Source organism: Variovorax sp. P4_B10 (genome assembly GCF_056402375.1).
Genome location: NZ_JBFUHN010000079.1, coordinates 1 through 17,878 on the forward strand (window position 1 = coordinate 1; position 17,878 = coordinate 17,878).

At 66.9% G+C, this 17,878-nt stretch carries 17 protein-coding genes; 8 read left to right on the top strand and 9 right to left on the bottom strand.

Annotated features, from left to right (window positions below):
- Nucleotides 1-174: 174 nt before the first annotated feature.
- From aceK to AC1DXX_RS27280, 3 genes are read right to left on the bottom strand one after another with little or no spacing between them, the layout of a single operon-like run.
- Entirely contained in the window at nucleotides 175-1,995 is a 1,821-nt protein-coding gene (aceK, locus tag AC1DXX_RS27270; RefSeq protein WP_478137336.1) for a bifunctional isocitrate dehydrogenase kinase/phosphatase, read from the bottom strand.
- A gap of 13 nt (nucleotides 1,996-2,008) precedes the next feature.
- Nucleotides 2,009-2,740, bottom strand: a complete 732-nt coding sequence (gene can / locus AC1DXX_RS27275; protein ID WP_478137337.1) for a carbonate dehydratase — start codon at nucleotides 2,738-2,740, stop codon at nucleotides 2,009-2,011.
- A gap of 40 nt (nucleotides 2,741-2,780) precedes the next feature.
- The gene (locus AC1DXX_RS27280; RefSeq protein WP_478137338.1) at nucleotides 2,781-3,179 is read right to left on the bottom strand and encodes a MerR family transcriptional regulator; all 399 of its coding nucleotides are present in this window, start codon (nucleotides 3,177-3,179) and stop codon (nucleotides 2,781-2,783) included.
- A 120-nt stretch (nucleotides 3,180-3,299) separates the two neighbouring features.
- Here AC1DXX_RS27280 and AC1DXX_RS27285 point away from each other — a divergent pair, with 120 nt between their 5' ends.
- The 4 genes from AC1DXX_RS27285 (at nucleotide 3,300) to AC1DXX_RS27300 (ending at nucleotide 7,444) form a co-directional block, all read left to right on the top strand.
- Nucleotides 3,300-4,373, top strand: coding sequence for an MBL fold metallo-hydrolase (locus tag AC1DXX_RS27285; RefSeq protein WP_478137339.1), 1,074 nt, complete (start codon nucleotides 3,300-3,302; stop codon nucleotides 4,371-4,373).
- 17 nt (nucleotides 4,374-4,390) lie between these two features.
- Nucleotides 4,391-5,698: a leucine-rich repeat-containing protein kinase family protein gene (locus AC1DXX_RS27290; RefSeq protein ID WP_478137340.1), complete on the top strand. Its 1,308-nt coding sequence runs from the start codon at nucleotides 4,391-4,393 to the stop codon at nucleotides 5,696-5,698.
- Nucleotides 5,695-6,606 (top strand): pseudouridine synthase, encoded by a 912-nt coding sequence (locus AC1DXX_RS27295; RefSeq protein WP_478137341.1) that lies wholly within the window; start codon nucleotides 5,695-5,697, stop codon nucleotides 6,604-6,606. The genes AC1DXX_RS27290 and AC1DXX_RS27295 overlap by 4 nt, the downstream gene beginning before the upstream one ends.
- A gap of 67 nt (nucleotides 6,607-6,673) precedes the next feature.
- On the top strand, nucleotides 6,674-7,444 hold the full coding sequence (locus tag AC1DXX_RS27300) for an SDR family oxidoreductase (protein ID WP_478137342.1): 771 nt from the start codon (nucleotides 6,674-6,676) through the stop codon (nucleotides 7,442-7,444).
- Between the two features lie 27 nt (nucleotides 7,445-7,471).
- Here AC1DXX_RS27300 and AC1DXX_RS27305 read toward each other — a convergent pair whose 3' ends face one another.
- Genes AC1DXX_RS27305 through AC1DXX_RS27315 form a run of 3 tightly spaced genes read right to left on the bottom strand, consistent with a single transcriptional unit; the run spans nucleotide 7,472 to nucleotide 11,096 of the window.
- Nucleotides 7,472-9,304, bottom strand: coding sequence for an IlvD/Edd family dehydratase (locus tag AC1DXX_RS27305; RefSeq protein WP_478137343.1), 1,833 nt, complete (start codon nucleotides 9,302-9,304; stop codon nucleotides 7,472-7,474).
- Nucleotides 9,304-10,320 carry a D-erythronate dehydrogenase gene (gene denD, locus AC1DXX_RS27310; protein WP_478137344.1) on the bottom strand — a complete coding sequence of 339 codons (1,017 nt, stop codon included), beginning with the start codon at nucleotides 10,318-10,320 and terminating at the stop codon, nucleotides 9,304-9,306. Before denD ends, AC1DXX_RS27305 begins: the two co-directional genes overlap by 1 nt.
- Nucleotides 10,317-11,096, bottom strand: coding sequence for a FadR/GntR family transcriptional regulator (locus AC1DXX_RS27315; RefSeq protein WP_478137345.1), 780 nt, complete (start codon nucleotides 11,094-11,096; stop codon nucleotides 10,317-10,319). The genes denD and AC1DXX_RS27315 overlap by 4 nt, the downstream gene beginning before the upstream one ends.
- 206 nt (nucleotides 11,097-11,302) lie before the next feature.
- On the opposite strand from AC1DXX_RS27315, the gene AC1DXX_RS27320 reads away from it, so the two are divergent.
- From AC1DXX_RS27320 to AC1DXX_RS27335, 4 genes are read left to right on the top strand one after another with little or no spacing between them, the layout of a single operon-like run.
- Nucleotides 11,303-12,376 (top strand): ABC transporter ATP-binding protein, encoded by a 1,074-nt coding sequence (locus AC1DXX_RS27320; RefSeq protein ID WP_478137346.1) that lies wholly within the window; start codon nucleotides 11,303-11,305, stop codon nucleotides 12,374-12,376.
- Nucleotides 12,377-12,420: 44 nt separating this feature from the next.
- Nucleotides 12,421-13,749 carry an ABC transporter substrate-binding protein gene (locus AC1DXX_RS27325; RefSeq protein ID WP_478137347.1) on the top strand — a complete coding sequence of 443 codons (1,329 nt, stop codon included), beginning with the start codon at nucleotides 12,421-12,423 and terminating at the stop codon, nucleotides 13,747-13,749.
- Nucleotides 13,750-13,756: 7 nt separating this feature from the next.
- Entirely contained in the window at nucleotides 13,757-14,665 is a 909-nt protein-coding gene (locus tag AC1DXX_RS27330) for a carbohydrate ABC transporter permease (protein ID WP_478137348.1), read from the top strand.
- Nucleotides 14,666-14,675: 10 nt separating this feature from the next.
- Complete coding sequence (locus tag AC1DXX_RS27335) at nucleotides 14,676-15,551, top strand: carbohydrate ABC transporter permease (protein ID WP_478137349.1); 876 nt, start codon at nucleotides 14,676-14,678, stop codon at nucleotides 15,549-15,551.
- 9 nt (nucleotides 15,552-15,560) lie between these two features.
- On the opposite strand, the gene AC1DXX_RS27340 is transcribed toward AC1DXX_RS27335, so the two are convergent.
- From AC1DXX_RS27340 to gmhB, 3 genes are read right to left on the bottom strand one after another with little or no spacing between them, the layout of a single operon-like run.
- The gene (locus tag AC1DXX_RS27340) at nucleotides 15,561-16,535 is read right to left on the bottom strand and encodes a M48 family metallopeptidase (protein WP_478137350.1); all 975 of its coding nucleotides are present in this window, start codon (nucleotides 16,533-16,535) and stop codon (nucleotides 15,561-15,563) included.
- Between the two features lie 12 nt (nucleotides 16,536-16,547).
- Nucleotides 16,548-17,282 carry a lysophospholipid acyltransferase family protein gene (locus AC1DXX_RS27345; protein ID WP_478137351.1) on the bottom strand — a complete coding sequence of 245 codons (735 nt, stop codon included), beginning with the start codon at nucleotides 17,280-17,282 and terminating at the stop codon, nucleotides 16,548-16,550.
- Entirely contained in the window at nucleotides 17,282-17,860 is a 579-nt protein-coding gene (gene gmhB / locus AC1DXX_RS27350) for a D-glycero-beta-D-manno-heptose 1,7-bisphosphate 7-phosphatase (RefSeq protein ID WP_478137352.1), read from the bottom strand. Before gmhB ends, AC1DXX_RS27345 begins: the two co-directional genes overlap by 1 nt.
- Nucleotides 17,861-17,878 lie beyond the last annotated feature (18 nt).

Consider the following 17,878-nt stretch of genomic DNA (forward strand, 5'->3'; position numbering starts at 1 on the left):
GAACGATCACGCCGATGGTGTGCTCTGCGCAGCGAAATAAAGGAGGAGGCCTGCGGCCCTAGGCCGCGCCGGGGGACATTCGCGGAGCAGAGCACACCGTCGGCGTGAGCGCGCCCTGAACAGCAGCGCCCCGAACAACGCACAACGCAACGAATCGAAAAGCAAGATTTCATTTCAGAAATGCGTCGCGTGCCCCTCGTGCTGGAAACGCTGCGATTCTTCGTACGGGAACACATCGAGCATCTGCCCCGCCTGGATGCGTTCCTTGTGGTGCTGCCAGAAGGCAGCGTCGAGCAGGTCGGCATGGTGCGCCATGAAGGCTGCGCGCACATCGCTGTTGCCGAGCAGAAAGGGCTCGAAGGTTTCCGGAAACACGTCCTTCGGGCCCACCGAGTACCAGACCTCTCCGCTCATCTCGTCTTCCTCGTTGCGCGGCGTAGGCACCTTGCGGAACTTGCAGTCGGTGATGTATTCGATCTCGTCGTAGTCGTAGAACACGACCTTGCCGCCGCGCGTGACGCCGAAGTTCTTCCACAGCATGTCGCCCGGGAAGATGTTGGCGGCGACCATGTCCTTGATCGCGTTGCCGTATTCGATCACCGCGTGCTCCAGCTGGTCTTTCGCGCGCTTGGCATGGGCCGGGCTCTCGGGGTGGGCCAGCGTGTCGAAGGCTTCCTGCAGGTAGATGTTGAGCGGAATCATGCGGCGCTCGATGTAGACGTGCTTGAGCACGACCTCCATCTCCCCGTTGCCGTCGCGGTCGCCGAGCTCGAGCTGGCTGGGCGCGAACTTCTGGATCTCCTCGATCAGCCCGGGCTCGAAGCGGTCGAGCGGAAAGCCGACGTCGCTGTACTCGAGCGTGTCGGCCATGCGGCCCACGCGGTCGTGCTGTTTCACGAGCATGTACTTGCCCTTGATCTGCTCGCGCGTGGTGTCCTTCTGCGGCGGGTAGAAGTCCTTGATGACCTTGAACACGAAGGGAAACGACGGCAGGTCGAACACCAGCATGACCATGCCCTTGATGCCGGGCGCGATGCGGAAGCGGTCGCTCGAGTAGTTCAGGTGCGAAAGGAAGTCGCGGTAGAACAGCGTCTTGCCCTGCTTGGCGAGGCCCAGCGCGTTGTAGATCTCGGCGCGCGGCTTGCGCGGCATCAGCGAGCGCAGGAACTGCACCCAGGCCGAGGGCACTTCCATGTCGACCATGAAGTAGGCGCGCGCAAAGCTGAAGAGCATCTGCAGGTCGTCTTCGCCGAACAGCGCCGCGTCCACATAGAACTTGCCCTGGCTGTCGTGCAGGATCGGCAGCGAGAACGGGATCTCGGTGAAGCCGTTCATGATTTTGCCGACCACGTAGGCACCCTTGTTCCGGAAGAACAGGCCCGAGAGCACCTGCAGCTGGAAATTGGCGCGCAGCTTGACCTGGTGGAAGCGGTTCAGGATGACATGCGCTACGCGCTCGGCATCACGCCGCTTGTTGGCATAGCTGCCCTGCAGCGCGAAGTCGTCGAGCATCTGCTCGATGGTGTCGGCCAGCGTGTCGTGCGCGGGGTAGTAGGGCCGGTAGGTGGGCGCGCCGCGCGGCTCGATGTACTCGGTGCTGATCGCAGGGCGAACGAAGATGAAGTCGTTCTGGAAGTAGGCGCGGTGCAGGATCTTGGTGGTCACCGAGTTGAAGAAGCTCTCGGCCAGCTCGGGCTGGTGGTGGTCCACCAGCAGCCCGATGAAGTGCAGCTTGACCTGGTGCCAGACCTCCATCGGCTGGTCGCCGGCCTTGAATTCCTTTTCGAGCCGGGCCACGGCCTCGTTCACGCGCAGGTCGTAGAACTCGATGCGCTCGCGCTGCGCTCGCTGCTGTCCGTGCCAGTCGGCCGTCTCGAAGCGGTGCTTGGCGCGCGCCGATTCGGCACGGAACAACCGGTAGTGGCGGTTGAACCCGTCGATCATCGCCTTGGCGATGTCGTAGGCCAGCGGTGAATCGAGGCGCTGCGGGAACATGGGCTCGGCCGGGTTACTTGTTGCCGGGGCTTTCGCTGCCTTCGGTGCCGTCGGCCCCCGCCTGCGCGGATGGCGAGAGGCTCAACGGCTTGCTCCACTTGTAGCGGATGCGCTGCACCGCGGCCTTGTAGATAGCGTCGAGCGGCTTGTCGCCATCGGCGTTCAGGCCCAGGTCCTGCAGCAGGCCGTCGTGCACGCCGAAAGTCCAGCCATGGATCCGGACCTTCTGGCCGCGGCCCCAGGCATCGACCATGACCGTGCTGACGGCCACGTTGACCACCTGCTCGGCCACGTTGAGCTCGCACAGGGCGTCGACGCGCACGTCTTCGGGCAGGCTGTCGAGCATCACGCTGTGGCGGTCGCGCACGTCCTGGATGTGGCGGATCCAGTTGTCGGCCAGGCCGATGCGCTTGCCGCTGAGCGCCGCCTTGACGCCGGCGCAGCCGTAGTGGCCGACGACCATGATGTGCTCGACCTTCAGGTGCTCGACCGCGAACTGGATCGCGGAGAGCGCGTTGAGGTCGGAATGCACCACGATGTTGGCGACGTTGCGGTGCACGAACACCTCGCCCGGCTCCAGGCCAGTGATCTGGTTGGCGGGCACGCGGCTGTCGGAGCAGCCGATCCACATGTAGCGCGGCGTCTGCTGCTTCACCAGGCTGGTGAAGAAGCCGGGCCGGTCGCGTTCCATCTGTGCGGACCAGGCACGGTTGTGGGCGAAGAGGTCTTCGAGGTTGTCGGACATAGGGAGTGATTGTCGATGAGTCGTGTTCCGAACCGGGATTTCAAGCGGTCCTGGCCGCCTTTTGGGCCCGCGCCAGCGTGGCACGCCCCTTCTTCTCGTGCTCGCGCACCTCCGCCAGGTTGGCCTGCAGCTCGGCCAGCTGCGCCTCGAGCTGGGCCCGGTGCGCGCCCAGCACGCCGAGGAATTTCTGCAGCTGCGGCACGGTGTCGCGCGGGCTGTCGTACATGTCGAGGATGTCTTTCGCCTCGGTCAGGCTCAGGCCGAGGCGCTTGGCCCGCAGCGTGAGCGTGAGCCGCGCCCGGTCGCGCGCGCTGTACACGCGCTGCAGGCCGGCACGCTCGGGCGTGAGCAGGCCCATGTCCTCGTAGAAGCGGATGGCCCGCGTCGTGAGGTCGAATTCCTTCGCGAGCTGGCTGATGGTGAAGGTTGGCGCGGACATGGGGCGGCGGGACGGTTCGGGGGCGTCGGGAGGGGCGTTGCGGGGGCGACAGCAGGTTTCGGCCGCGCTCCCTACAATGGTGCCATCCACACATGACGTTTACGTAAACGTCAATCTTACATGAACCTCCTCGAACGCGAACTCCACTACCCCCTGGGCGACACCCTGCCCGCTCCCGGCGAAGCCATGGAAATCGCGCCCGGCGTGYGCTGGATCCGCATGAGGCTGCCCTTTGCGCTGGACCACATCAACCTCTGGCTGCTGCGCGACACGATCGACGGCGTCGAGGGCTGGACGGTGGTCGACTGCTGCATCGCGCACGACGAATCGCGCGCCCAGTGGGAGCAGATCTTCGAGACGCAGCTGCAGGGCCTGCCGATCCTGCGCGTGATCGTCACCCACATGCACCCGGACCACATCGGGCTGGCCGCCTGGCTGTGYGCGCGGTGGAACGCTCCGCTGTGGATCAGCGCGACCGACTACCACGTGGCGCGCGTGCTGAGCACCGCCGGCGACACGCTGGCGGGCGGCGAGCAGGCCGCCAGCTTCTTTGCGTCGCACGGCCTGACCGACCCCGAGGCGGTGGCCAAGATCCGCGCGCGCACCAACTACTACGCGAACATGGTGCCCTCGGTGCCCGACCGCTACACGCGCATGATGGACGGCGACATCGTGAGCATCAACGGCCACGCCTGGCGCTGCATCAGCGGCTACGGCCACGCGCCCGAGCACATCGCGCTGTACTGCGACGCGCAGAAGCTGCTGCTGGGCGGCGACATGATGCTGCCGCGCATCTCGACCAACGTGAGCGTGCATGCGGGCGAGCCCGAGGCCAACTCGCTGCGGCTCTTCCTGGACAGCATCGACAGGTTCAAGACGCTGCCGGCCGACACGCTGGGCCTGCCCTCGCACGGCAAGCCCTTCACCGGCATCCACCGCCGCGTGGACCAGCTGCAGGCGCACCACCGCGACCGGCTGGCCGAACTGCTCGAAGCCTGCACGGCCCGCGCACTCACCGCAGCGGAAGGCCTGCCGATCCTGTTCAAGCGCGAACTCGACCTGCACCAGATGACCTTCGCGATGGGTGAAACGGTGGCGCACCTGCACCTGCTGTGGTTCTCCGGGCAGGTGAAGCGCGAACTGGGCCCGGACGGCACCTACCGCTTCGGCGCCGGAGCCGCCACCACCTCCTAGGGACTTAGACTCGCCGGATGGACACGCTAGCTGAGCTGCGCGCGGGCCGGCTGGCAGGCGCCACACGACTCGACCTCTCGTGCGGACTCACCGAGTTTCCGCGCGAGATCTTCGACCTTGCCGATTCGCTCGAAACACTGAACCTTTCCGGCAATGCGCTCGACGCACTGCCAGACGACCTCGACCGCCTGCACCGGCTGCGCGTGCTGTTCTGCGCCGACAACCGCTTCACGACGCTGCCCGAATCCATCGGCCGATGCCATGGCCTCGACATCGCCGGCTTCAAGGCCAACCGCATCCACAGCGTGCCGGCCGCCGCATTGCCGCCGTCGCTGCGCTGGCTGATCCTGACCGACAACCGGATCGAGGTGCTGCCCGACACGCTCGGCCGCTGCACGCGCATGCAGAAGCTCATGCTGGCGGGCAACCGGTTGCGCGAGCTGCCGCCCTCGATGGCCGCATGCCGGCAGCTCGAACTGCTGCGAATTTCTGCCAACCGCTTCGAAGCGCTGCCCCCGTGGCTGTTCTCGCTGCCGCGCCTTTCCTGGCTTGCCGCGGCCGGCAATCCCTTCGATACGCAGGCCGAAGATGCGGCCATCGTCGCGCCGTCGGTGCCGCATGTCGACTGGCGCGACCTGACGCTGGGAAAGAAGCTCGGCGAAGGCGCATCGGGCGTGATCCATCAGGCCACCCTGGGCTCTTCGCAGCAGCAGGTGGCGGTCAAGCTGTTCAAGGGCACGGTCACCAGCGATGGCTGGCCGCACAGCGAAATGGCCGCGTGTATTGCGGCCGGCGAGCATCCCACGCTGATCGCGGCGCAGCACCGGATCGACGGACACCCCGAAGGCACCGAGGGCCTGGTGATGGCGCTCGTGGCGCCCTCCTTCCGCACGCTCGCAGGACCGCCGAGCCTCGCTTCGTGCACGCGCGACGTGTATGCAGGCGATGCGCAATGGACCTCGGAAGTGGCACTGCGCATCGCGTGCGACATCGCCTCGGCCATGCAGCACCTGCATGCGCGCGGCATCCTCCATGGCGACCTCTATGCGCACAACATCCTGTGGAACGCGCAAGGCGGCGGGCGGCTCGGCGACTTCGGTGCGGCCTGGATGACCGGCGCACTCGATGCGAATCAGGCGCAGGCATTGCAGGGCCTGGAGATGCGCGCCTTCGGCTGCCTGCTGGAAGAGCTGCTCGACCATTGCAGCGATGCACCGCCGCCTGCGATGTCCGCCCTGAAAGACCGCTGCATGCGGCCCGACGTGGCGGCGCGCCCTTCGTTCGCCGAAGCGCTGTCGGCGCTGCAGCAGGAAGCCATGCAATGACGAGCACCCGGCTGCCGCTGCCCACGCGCGACGGCGTCGGCCCCAGTTGCGTCGGCCTTCCTGCCGGCCCCTGGCCCACCATCGCCGACTTCCTGATCGAGCGCTTTCCCGCGATCTCGCGCGACACCTGGGCTGCGCGCATCGCGGCGCACGAGGTGGTGGACGAACACGGCGCCATCGTGACCGCGCAGCGCCGTTACGAAGCGCCGCTGCGCGTCTACTACTACCGCACGCTGGACGCCGAGGTGCGCATCCCCTTCGACGAGCAGGTGCTGTTCCAGGACGACCAGCTCGTCGTCGTGGACAAGCCCCCCTTCCTGCCCGTCACGCCCACCGGCAAGTACCTGCAGGAAAGCCTGCTCGTGCGGCTCAAGCGCAAGCTGAAGCTCGACGACCTCGTGCCGCTGCACCGCATCGACCGCAGCACCGCCGGGCTGGTGCTGTTCTCGGTGCGCCCCGAGACACGCGGCGCCTACCAGGCCATGTTTCCGGAGCGCCGCATCGCCAAGCACTACGAGGCCGTGGTGCCGTGGCGCGAGGGCGTTTCGTCGGTGCCCGACGTCTACCGCAGCCGGCTCGTGGACGACGAGCACTTCATGCGCGTGAAGGAAGTGCCGGGCGAGCCCAACGCCGAGACCCGCATCGCCGTGCAGCAGACGCTGGGCGAGCGGGCGCTGCTGCGGCTGTCGCCGGTCACAGGCCGCAAGCACCAGCTGCGGGTGCACTGCATGGCGCTGGGCATGCCGATCGAGAACGACCCGATCTACCCCACCCTGCTGCCCGCGAACACCGACGACTTCGACAAGCCCCTGCAGCTCTTGGCCAAGTCGGTGGCGTTCCAGGACCCGATCAGCGGCGACCTGCGCAGTTTCACGAGCCCCCGGAGCCTGACGCTGGCGCCAAGGTGACGCGGCCTGGGCGCGCGGCGCACTAAGCTCGTTTCCTGACATCTTTCATTCAGGAGACACCGGCACCATGGACACCACCCAACTCTTCTCGCTGAAGGGCCGCAGCGCCCTGATCACCGGCGGCTCGCGCGGCATCGGCCGCATGATCGCCGAGGGCTTCCTGGCCCAGGGCGCGCGCGTGTACATCTCGGCGCGCAAGGCCGCGGCCTGCGACCAGACCGCGAAGGAACTCTCGGCCTTCGGCCATTGCATCTCGCTGCCGGCGGACGTGTCCACGGTCGAGGGCGCGCAGGCGCTGGTCGATGCCTATGCGAAGCATGAGGGCTCGCTCGACATCCTCGTCAACAACGCCGGTGCGGCCTGGGGTGCGCCGTATGAAGAGTTCCCCGAAAGCGGCTGGGACAAGGTGGTCGACCTGAACCTCAAGACGCCCTTCTTCCTGACGAAAGCGCTGACGCCCATGCTCAAGAAAGCGGCGACCGATCATCTGTCGAAGGTGATCAACATCGCCTCGATCGACGGCATCTCGGTGAACCCGCAGGAAACGTACTCGTATGCGGCCAGCAAGGCCGGGCTGATCCAGCTCACGCGCCGCATGGCGCTGCGCCTGGCGCAGGACCGCATCGTGGTCAGCGCGATTGCGCCGGGTGCCTTCGCTTCCGACATGAACAAGGATGCGCGCGACCACGGCGACGAGGTCAAGGGCCGCATTCCGGCCGGCCGCATCGGCACGCCGGAAGACATGGCCGGTGCCGCCATCTACCTCGCCTCGCGCGCCGGCGACTACGTGATGGGTTCCACGCTGGTCGTCGACGGCGGCGTGACACACGCGCGCTGAGCTCAGGCGCTCAGCGCGGCGGCAACCTCAGTGGTTATCGCGCGGTATGCCGAAGGTCGCGTGGATCCTCTGGTACTTCACGGCGGGCTTGAGCACCATGCCTTCGGACAGCTCGTCGACCACCGTGCGCTGGATCTCCTGCCACGGCGTCTGGCTCGGCGGGTACGGATAGCCGCCGGCCGCTTCGAGCTTCTGGCGGCGCTTGGCCAGCTCTTCGTCGGACACCAGCATGTTGGCCGTGCGCTTCTTCAGGTCGATGCGCACGCGGTCGCCTGTCTTCACCAATGCCAGCCCACCGCCCGTCGCGGCCTCGGGCGAGGCATTCAGGATCGACGGCGAGCCTGACGTGCCCGACTGCCGGCCGTCGCCGATGCAGGGCAGCGCGGTGACGCCCTTCTTGAGCAGGTAGGACGGCGCGCGCATGTTGACCACCTCGGCCGCCCCCGGATAGCCGACCGGGCCGACGCCGCGCATGAACAGGATGCTGTGCGCATCGATCTTGGTCTTCGGGTCGTCGATGCGGCGGTGGTAGTCCTCCGGCCCGTCGAACACCACGGCGGTGCCCTCGAAAGCCATCGGATCGGCCGGGTTCTCGAGGTAGCGCCCGTGGAACTCGGGGCTGATCACGCTGGTCTTCATGATCGCGGAGTCGAACAGGTTGCCGCTGAAGTCGAGGAAGCCGGCGTTCTTCATCATCGGCTTGGCGTAGGGGAAGATCACCTTCCGGTCGTCGGTGAAGCGGCCTTCGCAGTTCTCGACGAGGGTCTTGCCGTTGGCCGTGAGCGCCGGCTGGATCTTGCCCTTGGCGATCAGCTCGGCCACCACCGCAGGCACGCCGCCCGCGCGGTAGTAGTCCTCGCCGAGGTACTCGCCGGCCGGCTGCAGGTTGACCAGCAGCGGCACCTTGTAGCCGTGCTTTTCCCAGTCGCCGGTCGTGAGCGGCACGCCGATGTGGCGCGCAATGGCATTCAGGTGGACCGGCGCATTGGTCGAGCCGCCGATCGCCGAATTCACGACGATCGCGTTCTCGAAGGCGGCGCGCGTCAGGATGTCCGACGGCTTCAGGTCTTCGCGCACCATCTCGACGATGCGCCGGCCGGTCATGTAGGCCATTTCCTGGCGGTCGCGGTACGGCGCGGGAATCGCTGCGCTGCCGGGCAGCGTCATGCCCAGCGCCTCGGTCAGCGAGTTCATGGTGGAGGCCGTGCCCATGGTGTTGCAGTGGCCGGCCGACGGTGCGGAAGATGCCACGAGCCGCAGGAAGCCCGGCTCGTCGATCTCGCCGGCGGCCAGCAGCTCGCGCGCCTTCCAGACGATGGTGCCCGAGCCCGTGCGCTCGCCCTTGTACCAGCCGTTGAGCATCGGACCGACGTTGAGCGCAATGGCCGGAATGTCGACCGTGGCGGCAGCCATCAGCTGGGCCGGCGTGGTCTTGTCGCAGCCGGTGGTCAGCACCACGCCGTCGAGCGGGTAGCCGTACAAAATTTCGACCAGCGAGAGGTATTGCAGGTTGCGGTCGAGCGAGGCGGTCGGGCGCTTGCAGGTCTCCTGGATCGGATGGATCGGAAACTCGAAGGCAATGCCGCCGGCGTCGCGGATGCCCTCGCGCATGCGCTCGGCCAGCACCAGGTGATGGCGGTTGCAGGGCGCGATGTCGGAGCCGGTCTGCGCGATGCCGATAATCGGCCGGCCCGACTGCAGCTCTTCGAGGCCGAGCCCGTAGTTCATGGTGCGCTCGAGATACAGCGCCGTCATGTCGGTGTTGGCAGGGTTGTCGAACCAGGCCTGCGAGCGCAGCTTGAGCGCGCCCGCCGACTTCTTCGAGGTGCTCTTCGACGGGGGGCTTTTCTTCTTGCTCATCAGGACATTCCCTTCAAGGTTTCTGCGGCGTTCGGAAGTGCCGCGCAATCGGCGATGTATTGGCGAATGATGTCGGCGAAATTGTCGTGCGGATGCAGGCCCAGCCGCGCGGCCCGCTCGGCGGAGGCGCCACCGGGCCAGTTGGCCACGATGCCGGCAATGCGCTCGTCGCGCTCGAAACGCACCAGCGCGCGCACCTTGGGGCCGGCCACCTCCTCCAGCGCATCGAGCATGTCGCTCACGCGCACGTTGAGCGCCGGCAGGTTGAGCGCGGCGCGGCCGCCGAAGGCTTCGCGGCTGGCTTCGTAGACGGCGATCAGGCCTTCGACCGTGCGGGTCGGCGACGACATCGGATGCGACACGTCGGGCGACACCGGGCAGATCGATTCCACGCCGGCCAGCGGCTCGCGGATGATGCCGCTGAAGAACGACGAGGCGGCGCCGTTGGGGCGGCCCGGGCGCACCGTCACGGTCATCAGCCGCGCGGCGCGGCCGTCGATGTAGCCCTTGCGCGTGTAGTCGGAAACGAGGTGCTCGCAAACCAGCTTCTGCGTGCCGTAGGAGGTTTGCGGCAATGGCAGCGTGTCGTCGGCCACCAGCGCAGGCAGCGGCACCGAAGGGTCGGGCCCGAAGACCGCCACCGAGCTGGAGAACACCAGGCGCGCGACCTTGCCGCCCGCGCCGACGTTGGCGCGCAAGGCATCGAGCAATGCGCGCGTGCTGTCGAGGTTGGAGCGCAGGCCGAGCTCGAAGTCGGCTTCGCACTCGCCCGACACGGCCGACGCGAGATGGAACACGCCGTCGAAGGCTTCGGTCTTCAGCGCCTCGGTCTGCGCGAGCAGCGGACCGGTGCGGGCCTCGACGCGCGCATCGGCCAGCAGGTCGGCCGGCGGCGGCGCGATGTCGGTCAGCACCACGCGCTCGATGCGCTGGCCGGCCAGCGTGCCGCGCGCCAGCAGCGCACGCGCAAGACGAGCGCCGACAAAGCCGCCGCCTCCGGTGATCAACAGTTTCATGGTTTGCCTCTCTTGGTTTTGCGTGGGACGGCGACAGCCGGTGCGGCCGTGCGCACTGCGCGCGCCGCGGCGCGCCGGCGCTGTCCCGTGATGACACCGCCCTCGACCAGGCGCTGCTCGCCGCGGATCAGGTGCTGGGTGGCGTGGTGGCGCGCTGCCACCGGGTCGCGCGCCGCGATGGCTTCGACGATGGCGCGGTGCTCGTTCTGCACCGCCTCCATGAAGTCGAGCCGGCGTGCCTCGTTGCCGCGCGTGATGCGCATGCCTTCGCGCAGGTACTGCTCCAGAAATCCGAGCAGCAGCCGGAACTGCGGATTGCCGGTGGCCTCGCCGATCACGCGGTGGAAAGCCAGGTCTTCCGCCACGCMGTCCTGGCCGGCCGCGGCGGCAACATCGATCGCTTTCAATGCGCGCCGCAGGGCAGCGATCTGGCTGCGGCTCGCGCGCTTGGCGGCCAGCGCGGCGATCTCGCCCTCGAGCACGCGCCGCACCTCGACCACGTGGACGACGGCCTGCACCGATTCGAGCACGGCGGGGTCGAAGGCCAGCGGACGATTGAGCGGCACCTGCGCCACGAACACGCCCAGGCCCTGGCGCGACGTGACCAGCGCCTGCGACTTGAGCTGGTGCACGGCCTCGCGCACCACGGTGCGCGAGACGCCGTGCGAGGCGGCGAGTTGCTGTTCGGTGGGAAGCCGGTCGCCGGGGCGCAGTGCACCGGATTCGATCTGTGCGGCCAATCGGGAGGCGAGCCTGTCGGACAGGCGGTCCGTCACCAGGTGGAAGGGTTCTGAGAGGGCGGAAGCCTGCACGGCAGCGGAAAAGTGGAGCTCGGTTATCGGGTCATCATACAAGTCAACCGGGATTTTCTCCTACCGGTTTGCCCTGATACCGGTTTCAAAAACGAGTGCCGATACTGCGCGGGCTGCGATGCGGAGGTCTCCGTGCCGCTTCCCTTCCCGCGATTGTCAGGACTCCTTGCATGGCCAGTGTCACGATTCAGGCGGTCAAGAAGCGTTTCGGCGAGATCGCCATCCTTCACGGTGTGGACATCGACATTGCCGATGGTTCGTTCACGGTGCTGGTGGGCCCGTCGGGCTGCGGCAAGTCGACCCTGCTGCGCATGATCGCGGGGCTGGAGGAAATCCACGGCGGCGAGATCCGCATCGGCGAACGCCGCGTGAACGACCTGCCGCCCAAGGAGCGGGACATCGCGATGGTGTTCCAGAACTACGCGCTGTACCCGCACATGACGGTGCGCGACAACATGGCCTTTGCGCTCGCGCTCGCGAAGATGGACAAGGCGGCCATCGACAGCAAGGTGCAGCGCGCGGCCGAGATCCTGGCCCTCGAGCCGCTGCTCGGACGCTATCCGCGCCAGCTTTCGGGCGGGCAGCGCCAGCGCGTGGCGATGGGCCGCGCGATCGTGCGCGATCCGCAGGTGTTCCTGTTCGACGAGCCGCTGTCGAACCTCGATGCCAAGCTGCGCGTCGCGATGCGCAGCGAGATCAAGGAGCTGCACCAGCGCCTGAAGACCACCTCCATCTACGTCACCCACGACCAGATCGAGGCCATGACCATGGGCGACAAGATCGTGGTGATGCGCGACGGCCGCATCGAGCAGACCGGCAGCCCGCTGGACCTGTACGACCATCCGGCCAACCAGTTCGTCGCGGGCTTCATCGGCTCGCCGGCCATGAACTTTCTGCCCGGCACCTTGCGGCGCAGCGGCGGCGCGGCCCATGTCGAACTGCCCGACGGCACGCGGCTCGATGCGCCCGTGCACGCGGGCGGCGCCGACGGCCAGAGCGTGGTGTACGGCACGCGGCCCGAGCACCTGACGCTCGGCGACAGCGGCGGCATCCCGTCGCGCGTGGTCGTGATGGAGCCGACCGGCATGGACACCTTCGTCGCGTGCCGCCACGAGGGCACGGAGCTCTCGGCCGTGTTCCGCGAGCGCTACGACTTCGCGCCCGGCAGCACCATCCACCTGCTGCCGGACCTGGAGCGCGCACACCTGTTCGATGCCGCCACCGGCCTGCGCCTGGCCGCCTGATGATTGTTCGATCCCCGGTCCGTTGACAACGAAGGAGACAGCCCATGAGTGATTTCAATCGCCGCAAGTTTCTCGAGAGTTCGGTCGGCGTTGCCGCCGCCGCGACGATCGGCACGGGCAGCGCCCTCTTCGCGCCGTTCGCGCAGGCGCAGACCCTGACTTTCAAGCCCGAAAAGGGCGCCAAGCTGCGCGTGCTGCGCTGGAGTCGCTTCGTGCAGGGCGACATCGACGCCTACATGGCCAACGTCAAGAAGTTCACCGAGGCGACGGGCATCGAAGTGCGCGTCGACAACGAGGGCTGGGAAGACGTGCGCCCGAAGGCCGCCGTGGCGGCCAACACCGGCGCGGGCCCCGACATCATCCTGTCGACCAACGACGACGCCAACCTGTACCCCGACAAGCTGCTCGACGTGACCGATCTCGCCGAATACCTCGGCAAGAAGTACGGCGGCTGGTACCCGGCCGGCGAGGCCTTCATGCGCCCCGACGGCAAGAAGTGGCTGGGCCTGCCGCTCGGCGCCTCGGGCTCGCTCATCGTGTACCGCGAGAGCATGGTCAAGGCCGCGGGCTTCGCGACTTTCCCGAAGACCACCGACGACTTCCTCAAGCTCTACAAGGCCCTGAAGGAAAAAGGCACGCCGGGCGGCATGGCGCTGGGCAACGCGACCGGCGACAGCACCTGGTGCAACTGGCTGATCTGGTCGCACGGCGGCAAGCTGGTCGACAAGTCGAACAAGGTGGTGATCGACAGCCCCGAGACGCTCAAGGCGCTCGAGTACGGCAAGGAGCTGTACGCCAACTTCATTCCCGGCACGCTCTCGTGGCTCGATCCGAACAACAACAAGGCCTTCCTCGACGGCCAGATCAGCGTGACCAACAACGGCATCTCGATCTACTACGCGGCCAAGAATTCGACCGACCCCAAGGTGAAGGAAATGGCCGCGGACATCAACCACGCGGTGTTCCCCATCGGCCCGGTCGGCGTGCCGACGGAGTCGCACCTGTTCTTCAACCAGATGGTCATGAAGTACACCAAGTTCCCTCAAGCAGCCAAGGAGTTCCTGCGCTTCATGATGGAGAAGGAGCAGTTCGACCCCTGGCTGCAGGGCGGCGGCGGCTACGTGGCGCAGCCCCTGCGCTTCTACGAGAACAGCGCGATCTGGACCTCCGACCCGAAGAACCTGCCGTACCGCGACTCGGTGAAGAACCTGCGCCCCGGCGGCTACGACGGCAAGCTGGGCTATGCCTCGGCGGGCGCTGCGGCGGACTTCATCATTCCGAACATGGTGGCCGAAGCGGCGAGCGGATCGAAGACGCCGAAGGAAGCGGCCGAGCGCGCGCAGAAGCGTGCCGAGCGCTACTACAAGGTCTGACCTCTCCATGACACTTCTGGCCAGGTTCCAGAACAGCCGCAACGCCCTTGGGTTGGCGTTCATGCTGCCGGCGGCGTTGTTGCTGCTGCTGTTCCTGACCTACCCGCTGGGGCTGGGCACCTACCTCGGTTTTACCGACGCCAAAGTCGGCCGCTCGGGCGAGTGGATCGGCCTGGAGAACTACGAGTACCTGTGGGGCGACGCCGTGACGCGGCTCGCCCTCTTCAACACGCTCTTCTACACGGCGGTGGCGAGCGTGCTCAAGTTCTTCCTGGGCCTGTGGCTGGCGATATTGCTGAACCGGAACATCCGCTTCAAGACCTTCTTCCGCGCGGTGATCCTGCTGCCCTACATCGTGCCCACGGCCCTGTCGGCGATCGCGTTCTGGTGGATCTACGACTCGCAGTTCTCGATCATCAGCTGGGCCCTCGTGAAGATGGGGCTGATCGACCAGTACATCGACTTCCTCGGCACGCCCTGGAATGCGCGCATCGCGGTGATCATCGCCAACGTGTGGCGCGGCGTGCCCTTCGTGGCGATCACGCTGCTGGCGGGGCTGCAGACGATCTCGCCCTCGTACTACGAGGCCTCCGCCATCGACGGCGCGAYGCCGTGGCAGCAGTTCCGCCACGTCACGATGCCGCTCTTGACGCCGATCATCGCGGTGGTCATGACCTTCTCGGTGCTGTTCACCTTCACCGACTTCCAGCTGATCTACGTCATCACCCGCGGCGGCCCGCTGAATGCCACGCACCTGATGGCCACGCTGTCGTTCCAGCGCGCGATCTCGGGCGGCGCGCTTGGCGAGGGCGCGGCGATCGCGATCGCGATGGTGCCGTTCCTGCTGGCCTGCGTGATGTTCAGCTTCTTCGGCCTGCAGCGCCGTGCGTGGCAGCAGGGCGGAGCGGACAAATGAAGGGCACCCAATGAGCAATGCGGGCCAGGTCGACACCGTCGGCATGAGCTACCTCGACTCGATCCCGCGCAAGCTGGTGACGGTCTACCTGCCGCTGCTGGTCTTCCTGATCGTGCTGCTGTTCCCGTTCTACTGGATGGCCATCACCGCGGTGAAGCCCGACGCCGAACTGCTCTCGCGCGAGGGAAATCCGTTCTGGGTGATCCATCCGACACTCGCGCACTTCTACAAGCTGCTGTTCGAGACCTCGTACCCGCAGTGGCTGTGGAACACGGTGCTGGTGTCGGTGGTATCGACCTTCGTGTCACTGGCGGCCTCGGTGTTCGCGGCCTATGCCATCGAGCGGCTGCGCTTCAAGGGCGCGAAGCATGTGGGCCTGTCGATCTTCCTGGCGTACATGGTGCCGCCGTCGATCCTGTTCATTCCGCTCGCGAGCGTGGTCTTCAACCTCGGGCTGTTCGACACGCGCTGGGCGCTGATCCTGACCTATCCGACCTTCCTCATCCCCTTCTGCACCTGGCTGCTGATGGGCTACTTCCGCTCGATCCCGGCCGAGCTGGAGGAATGCGCGCTGATCGACGGCGCGAGCCGCTGGCAGATCCTCGTGAAGATCGTGCTGCCGCTGGCGGTGCCGGGGCTCATCTCGGCGGGCATCTTCGCGTTCACGCTGTCGTGGAACGAATTCATCTACGCGCTCACCTTCATCTCGTCGTCGGAAGTGAAGACGCTGCCGGTCGGCGTGGTGACGGAACTGGTGCAGGGCGACGTGTACCAGTGGGGGCCGCTGATGGCCGGTGCGCTGCTGGGCTCGCTGCCGGTGGCCTTCATCTACTCGTTCTTCGTCGAGTACTACGTCTCGGGCATGACCGGGTCGGTCAAGGAATAGCGTGCCGCGCTAGTTCCAGCGGGGAACGGCTTCGTCCTTCAGTTGCTGGCGCAGCAGGTCGTAGTCGGGCACCACGCTCTCGACGGTTTCCCAGAAGCGGTGCGAATGGTCCATCACGCGCAGGTGGGCCAGTTCGTGGGCGACGACGTAGTCGATCACCGGCAGCCGGAAATGGATCAGCCGCCAGTTGAGCCGGATCGATCCGTCGGCACTGGCACTGCCCCAGCGCGTGGCTGCATTCGACAGCGACAGCTTCTGCCACCGCACGCCGAGCTGCGGTGCGAAGTGATCGAGGCGCTCGATGAACAGCTTGCGCGCCTGCCGCATGAGCCAGGCCTGCGCGGCGTCGCGAATCTGCGAAGGCTCGGCGCTCTGCGCCACGGCCAGCCGCAAGGTGCGCGGCCCGCCCGCACTGTCGCCCTCGTCGAGGGTGCCGCCGACGCTTGCAAAACCGTGCTTCGGATCGAGCCGGATCACCACCGGTTCGCCCATGAAAGGAAACCCGGCCCCGTCCTTCCACTCGATGCGCGTGGCCTCGACGCGCGCGTGGCGCTGCTGCGTTTCCATCAGCTTGCGCAGGATCCAGTCGGCCTTCTCCTGAACGGCCGCATCGACATCGCGCAGCGCCACCCAGCGCGGCGCGCGCACCGAGAGGCCTTCGGCGCCGACCAGGAATCCGATGGTCTTGCGCTTGCCGCGCTTGAATTCGTAGGCCACGCGCGCCGAGCCCAGCACCGTTTCGCGCGTGGCCTGCGGGTGCACGAAGCTCGCGAGCGTCAGGGTGTCGCGCAGGGGGATGGCGGGCAATGCGGGGCCGGCGTCGACGGCGTTGTCTTCCGGCGCGACGCGGGGCGCCACCGGCGTCGCGGCAGGCGGCGCGGCCTTCCTGACCTTCTTCGGGCGAGGCGCWGGCGGCTCGGGCCGCGCCAATTCGCTGCCCAGCCCCTCGAACAAGTCCATCGTGAACTGCAACAGTCCCCGCATCTGGCTTTCTTTCTAGCGGTAGGCCTCGGGATCGAGCCGCCGCATTTCTGCTTCGATCCACGCTTCGACTTCGCGCATCAACTCATCGGGCTTGCGACCGACACTCGAAATCGCCGGCCCGATGGACACGTCGACCACGCCGGGACGCTTGATGAACGCCTTGCGCGGCCAGACCTTGGCCGAGCTGACCGCCACCGGGATCACCGGCACGCCGGTTTCGCACGCGAGCCGCGTGCCGCCGCTCTTGTAGGTGCCCTTCTGGCCGCGCGGAATGCGGGTGCCTTCGGGGAACATGATGATCCAGATGCCCTGCGCAAGCAGCTTGCGGCCCTGGTTGACCACCTTGTTGAAGGCCTGCGCACGCTGGCTGCGGTCGATGTGGATCATGTCGAGCCGCGCCATCGCCCAGCCGAAGAAGGGCACGTAGATCAGTTCCTTCTTGAACACGAAGGCCAGCGGGTGCGGCATCAGCGTGGGCATCAGGAAGGTCTCGAGCGTGGACTGGTGCTTGACCAGCAGCACGGCGCCCGCGAGCTTGTCGGTCGGCAGGTTTTCCATGCCGCTCACGCGGGTCTGGATGCCGAGCAGCACGCGCGCGCCGCCGATGGCCCAGCTCAGCCATTGCACCGCCATCCAGTAGAGCGGGATACCGCGCTTCCAGAGCGAGCTGACGCACATGATGATGCCCCAGGGCACCACGGTGACGAGCATCCACAGTGCATGGACAACGGAACGGAAAAACGCCATCAGACAGCCACCTGCAATGCAGCCTGCGCTTCGCGCGCAAGCAAGAAGTCGACAAAGGCGGCGAGGTCCTCGTGAACCATCGTGTTCGCCGGATATTCGGGAGGCAGCGGATCGATACCGCGGCAGGCCGCACCCATGCCGGTGAGCAGCAGGTGCGGTTCGCARCCGGCAGCCGCGCCCGCCTGCAGGTCGCGCAGGCTGTCGCCGGCCGTTGGTATGCCCTTGAGATCGATGCCGTAGCGGTCGCCGATCTGCAGGAACAGGCCCGGCTTCGGCTTGCGGCAGTCGCAGCCCTCGTCGGGGCTGTGCGGGCAATAGAACACCGCATCGACCTTGCCGCCCACGGCCGCGAGCATCTTGTGCATCTTGGCGTGCATGGCGTTGAGCGAGGCCATGTCGAACAGGCCGCGGCCCAGGCCCGACTGGTTGGAGGCCACCACCACGTGCCAGCCCGCATGGTTGAGACGCGCCACGGCCTCGAGCGCACCGGGCAGCGGTGTCCACTCGATGTCGCTCTTGACGAAATCTTCGCGGTGCACGTTGATCGTGCCGTTGCGGTCGAGGATGACGAGTTTCATGGCAATGCCGCCGGTGGA

Coding starts and splice junctions, on each gene's coding strand:
- AC1DXX_RS27280 (WP_478137338.1), bottom strand. CDS start 3,179: ATGTCCGCGCCAACCTTCACCATCAGCCAGCTCGCGAAGGAATTCGAC.
- AC1DXX_RS27295 (WP_478137341.1), top strand. CDS start 5,695: ATGACGAGCACCCGGCTGCCGCTGCCCACGCGCGACGGCGTCGGCCCC.
- AC1DXX_RS27335 (WP_478137349.1), top strand. CDS start 14,676: ATGAGCAATGCGGGCCAGGTCGACACCGTCGGCATGAGCTACCTCGAC.
- aceK (WP_478137336.1), bottom strand. CDS start 1,995: ATGTTCCCGCAGCGCCTCGATTCACCGCTGGCCTACGACATCGCCAAG.
- can (WP_478137337.1), bottom strand. CDS start 2,740: ATGTCCGACAACCTCGAAGACCTCTTCGCCCACAACCGTGCCTGGTCC.
- AC1DXX_RS27320 (WP_478137346.1), top strand. CDS start 11,303: ATGGCCAGTGTCACGATTCAGGCGGTCAAGAAGCGTTTCGGCGAGATC.
- AC1DXX_RS27290 (WP_478137340.1), top strand. CDS start 4,391: ATGGACACGCTAGCTGAGCTGCGCGCGGGCCGGCTGGCAGGCGCCACA.
- AC1DXX_RS27305 (WP_478137343.1), bottom strand. CDS start 9,304: ATGAGCAAGAAGAAAAGCCCCCCGTCGAAGAGCACCTCGAAGAAGTCG.
- denD (WP_478137344.1), bottom strand. CDS start 10,320: ATGAAACTGTTGATCACCGGAGGCGGCGGCTTTGTCGGCGCTCGTCTT.
- AC1DXX_RS27345 (WP_478137351.1), bottom strand. CDS start 17,282: ATGGCGTTTTTCCGTTCCGTTGTCCATGCACTGTGGATGCTCGTCACC.
- AC1DXX_RS27300 (WP_478137342.1), top strand. CDS start 6,674: ATGGACACCACCCAACTCTTCTCGCTGAAGGGCCGCAGCGCCCTGATC.
- AC1DXX_RS27325 (WP_478137347.1), top strand. CDS start 12,421: ATGAGTGATTTCAATCGCCGCAAGTTTCTCGAGAGTTCGGTCGGCGTT.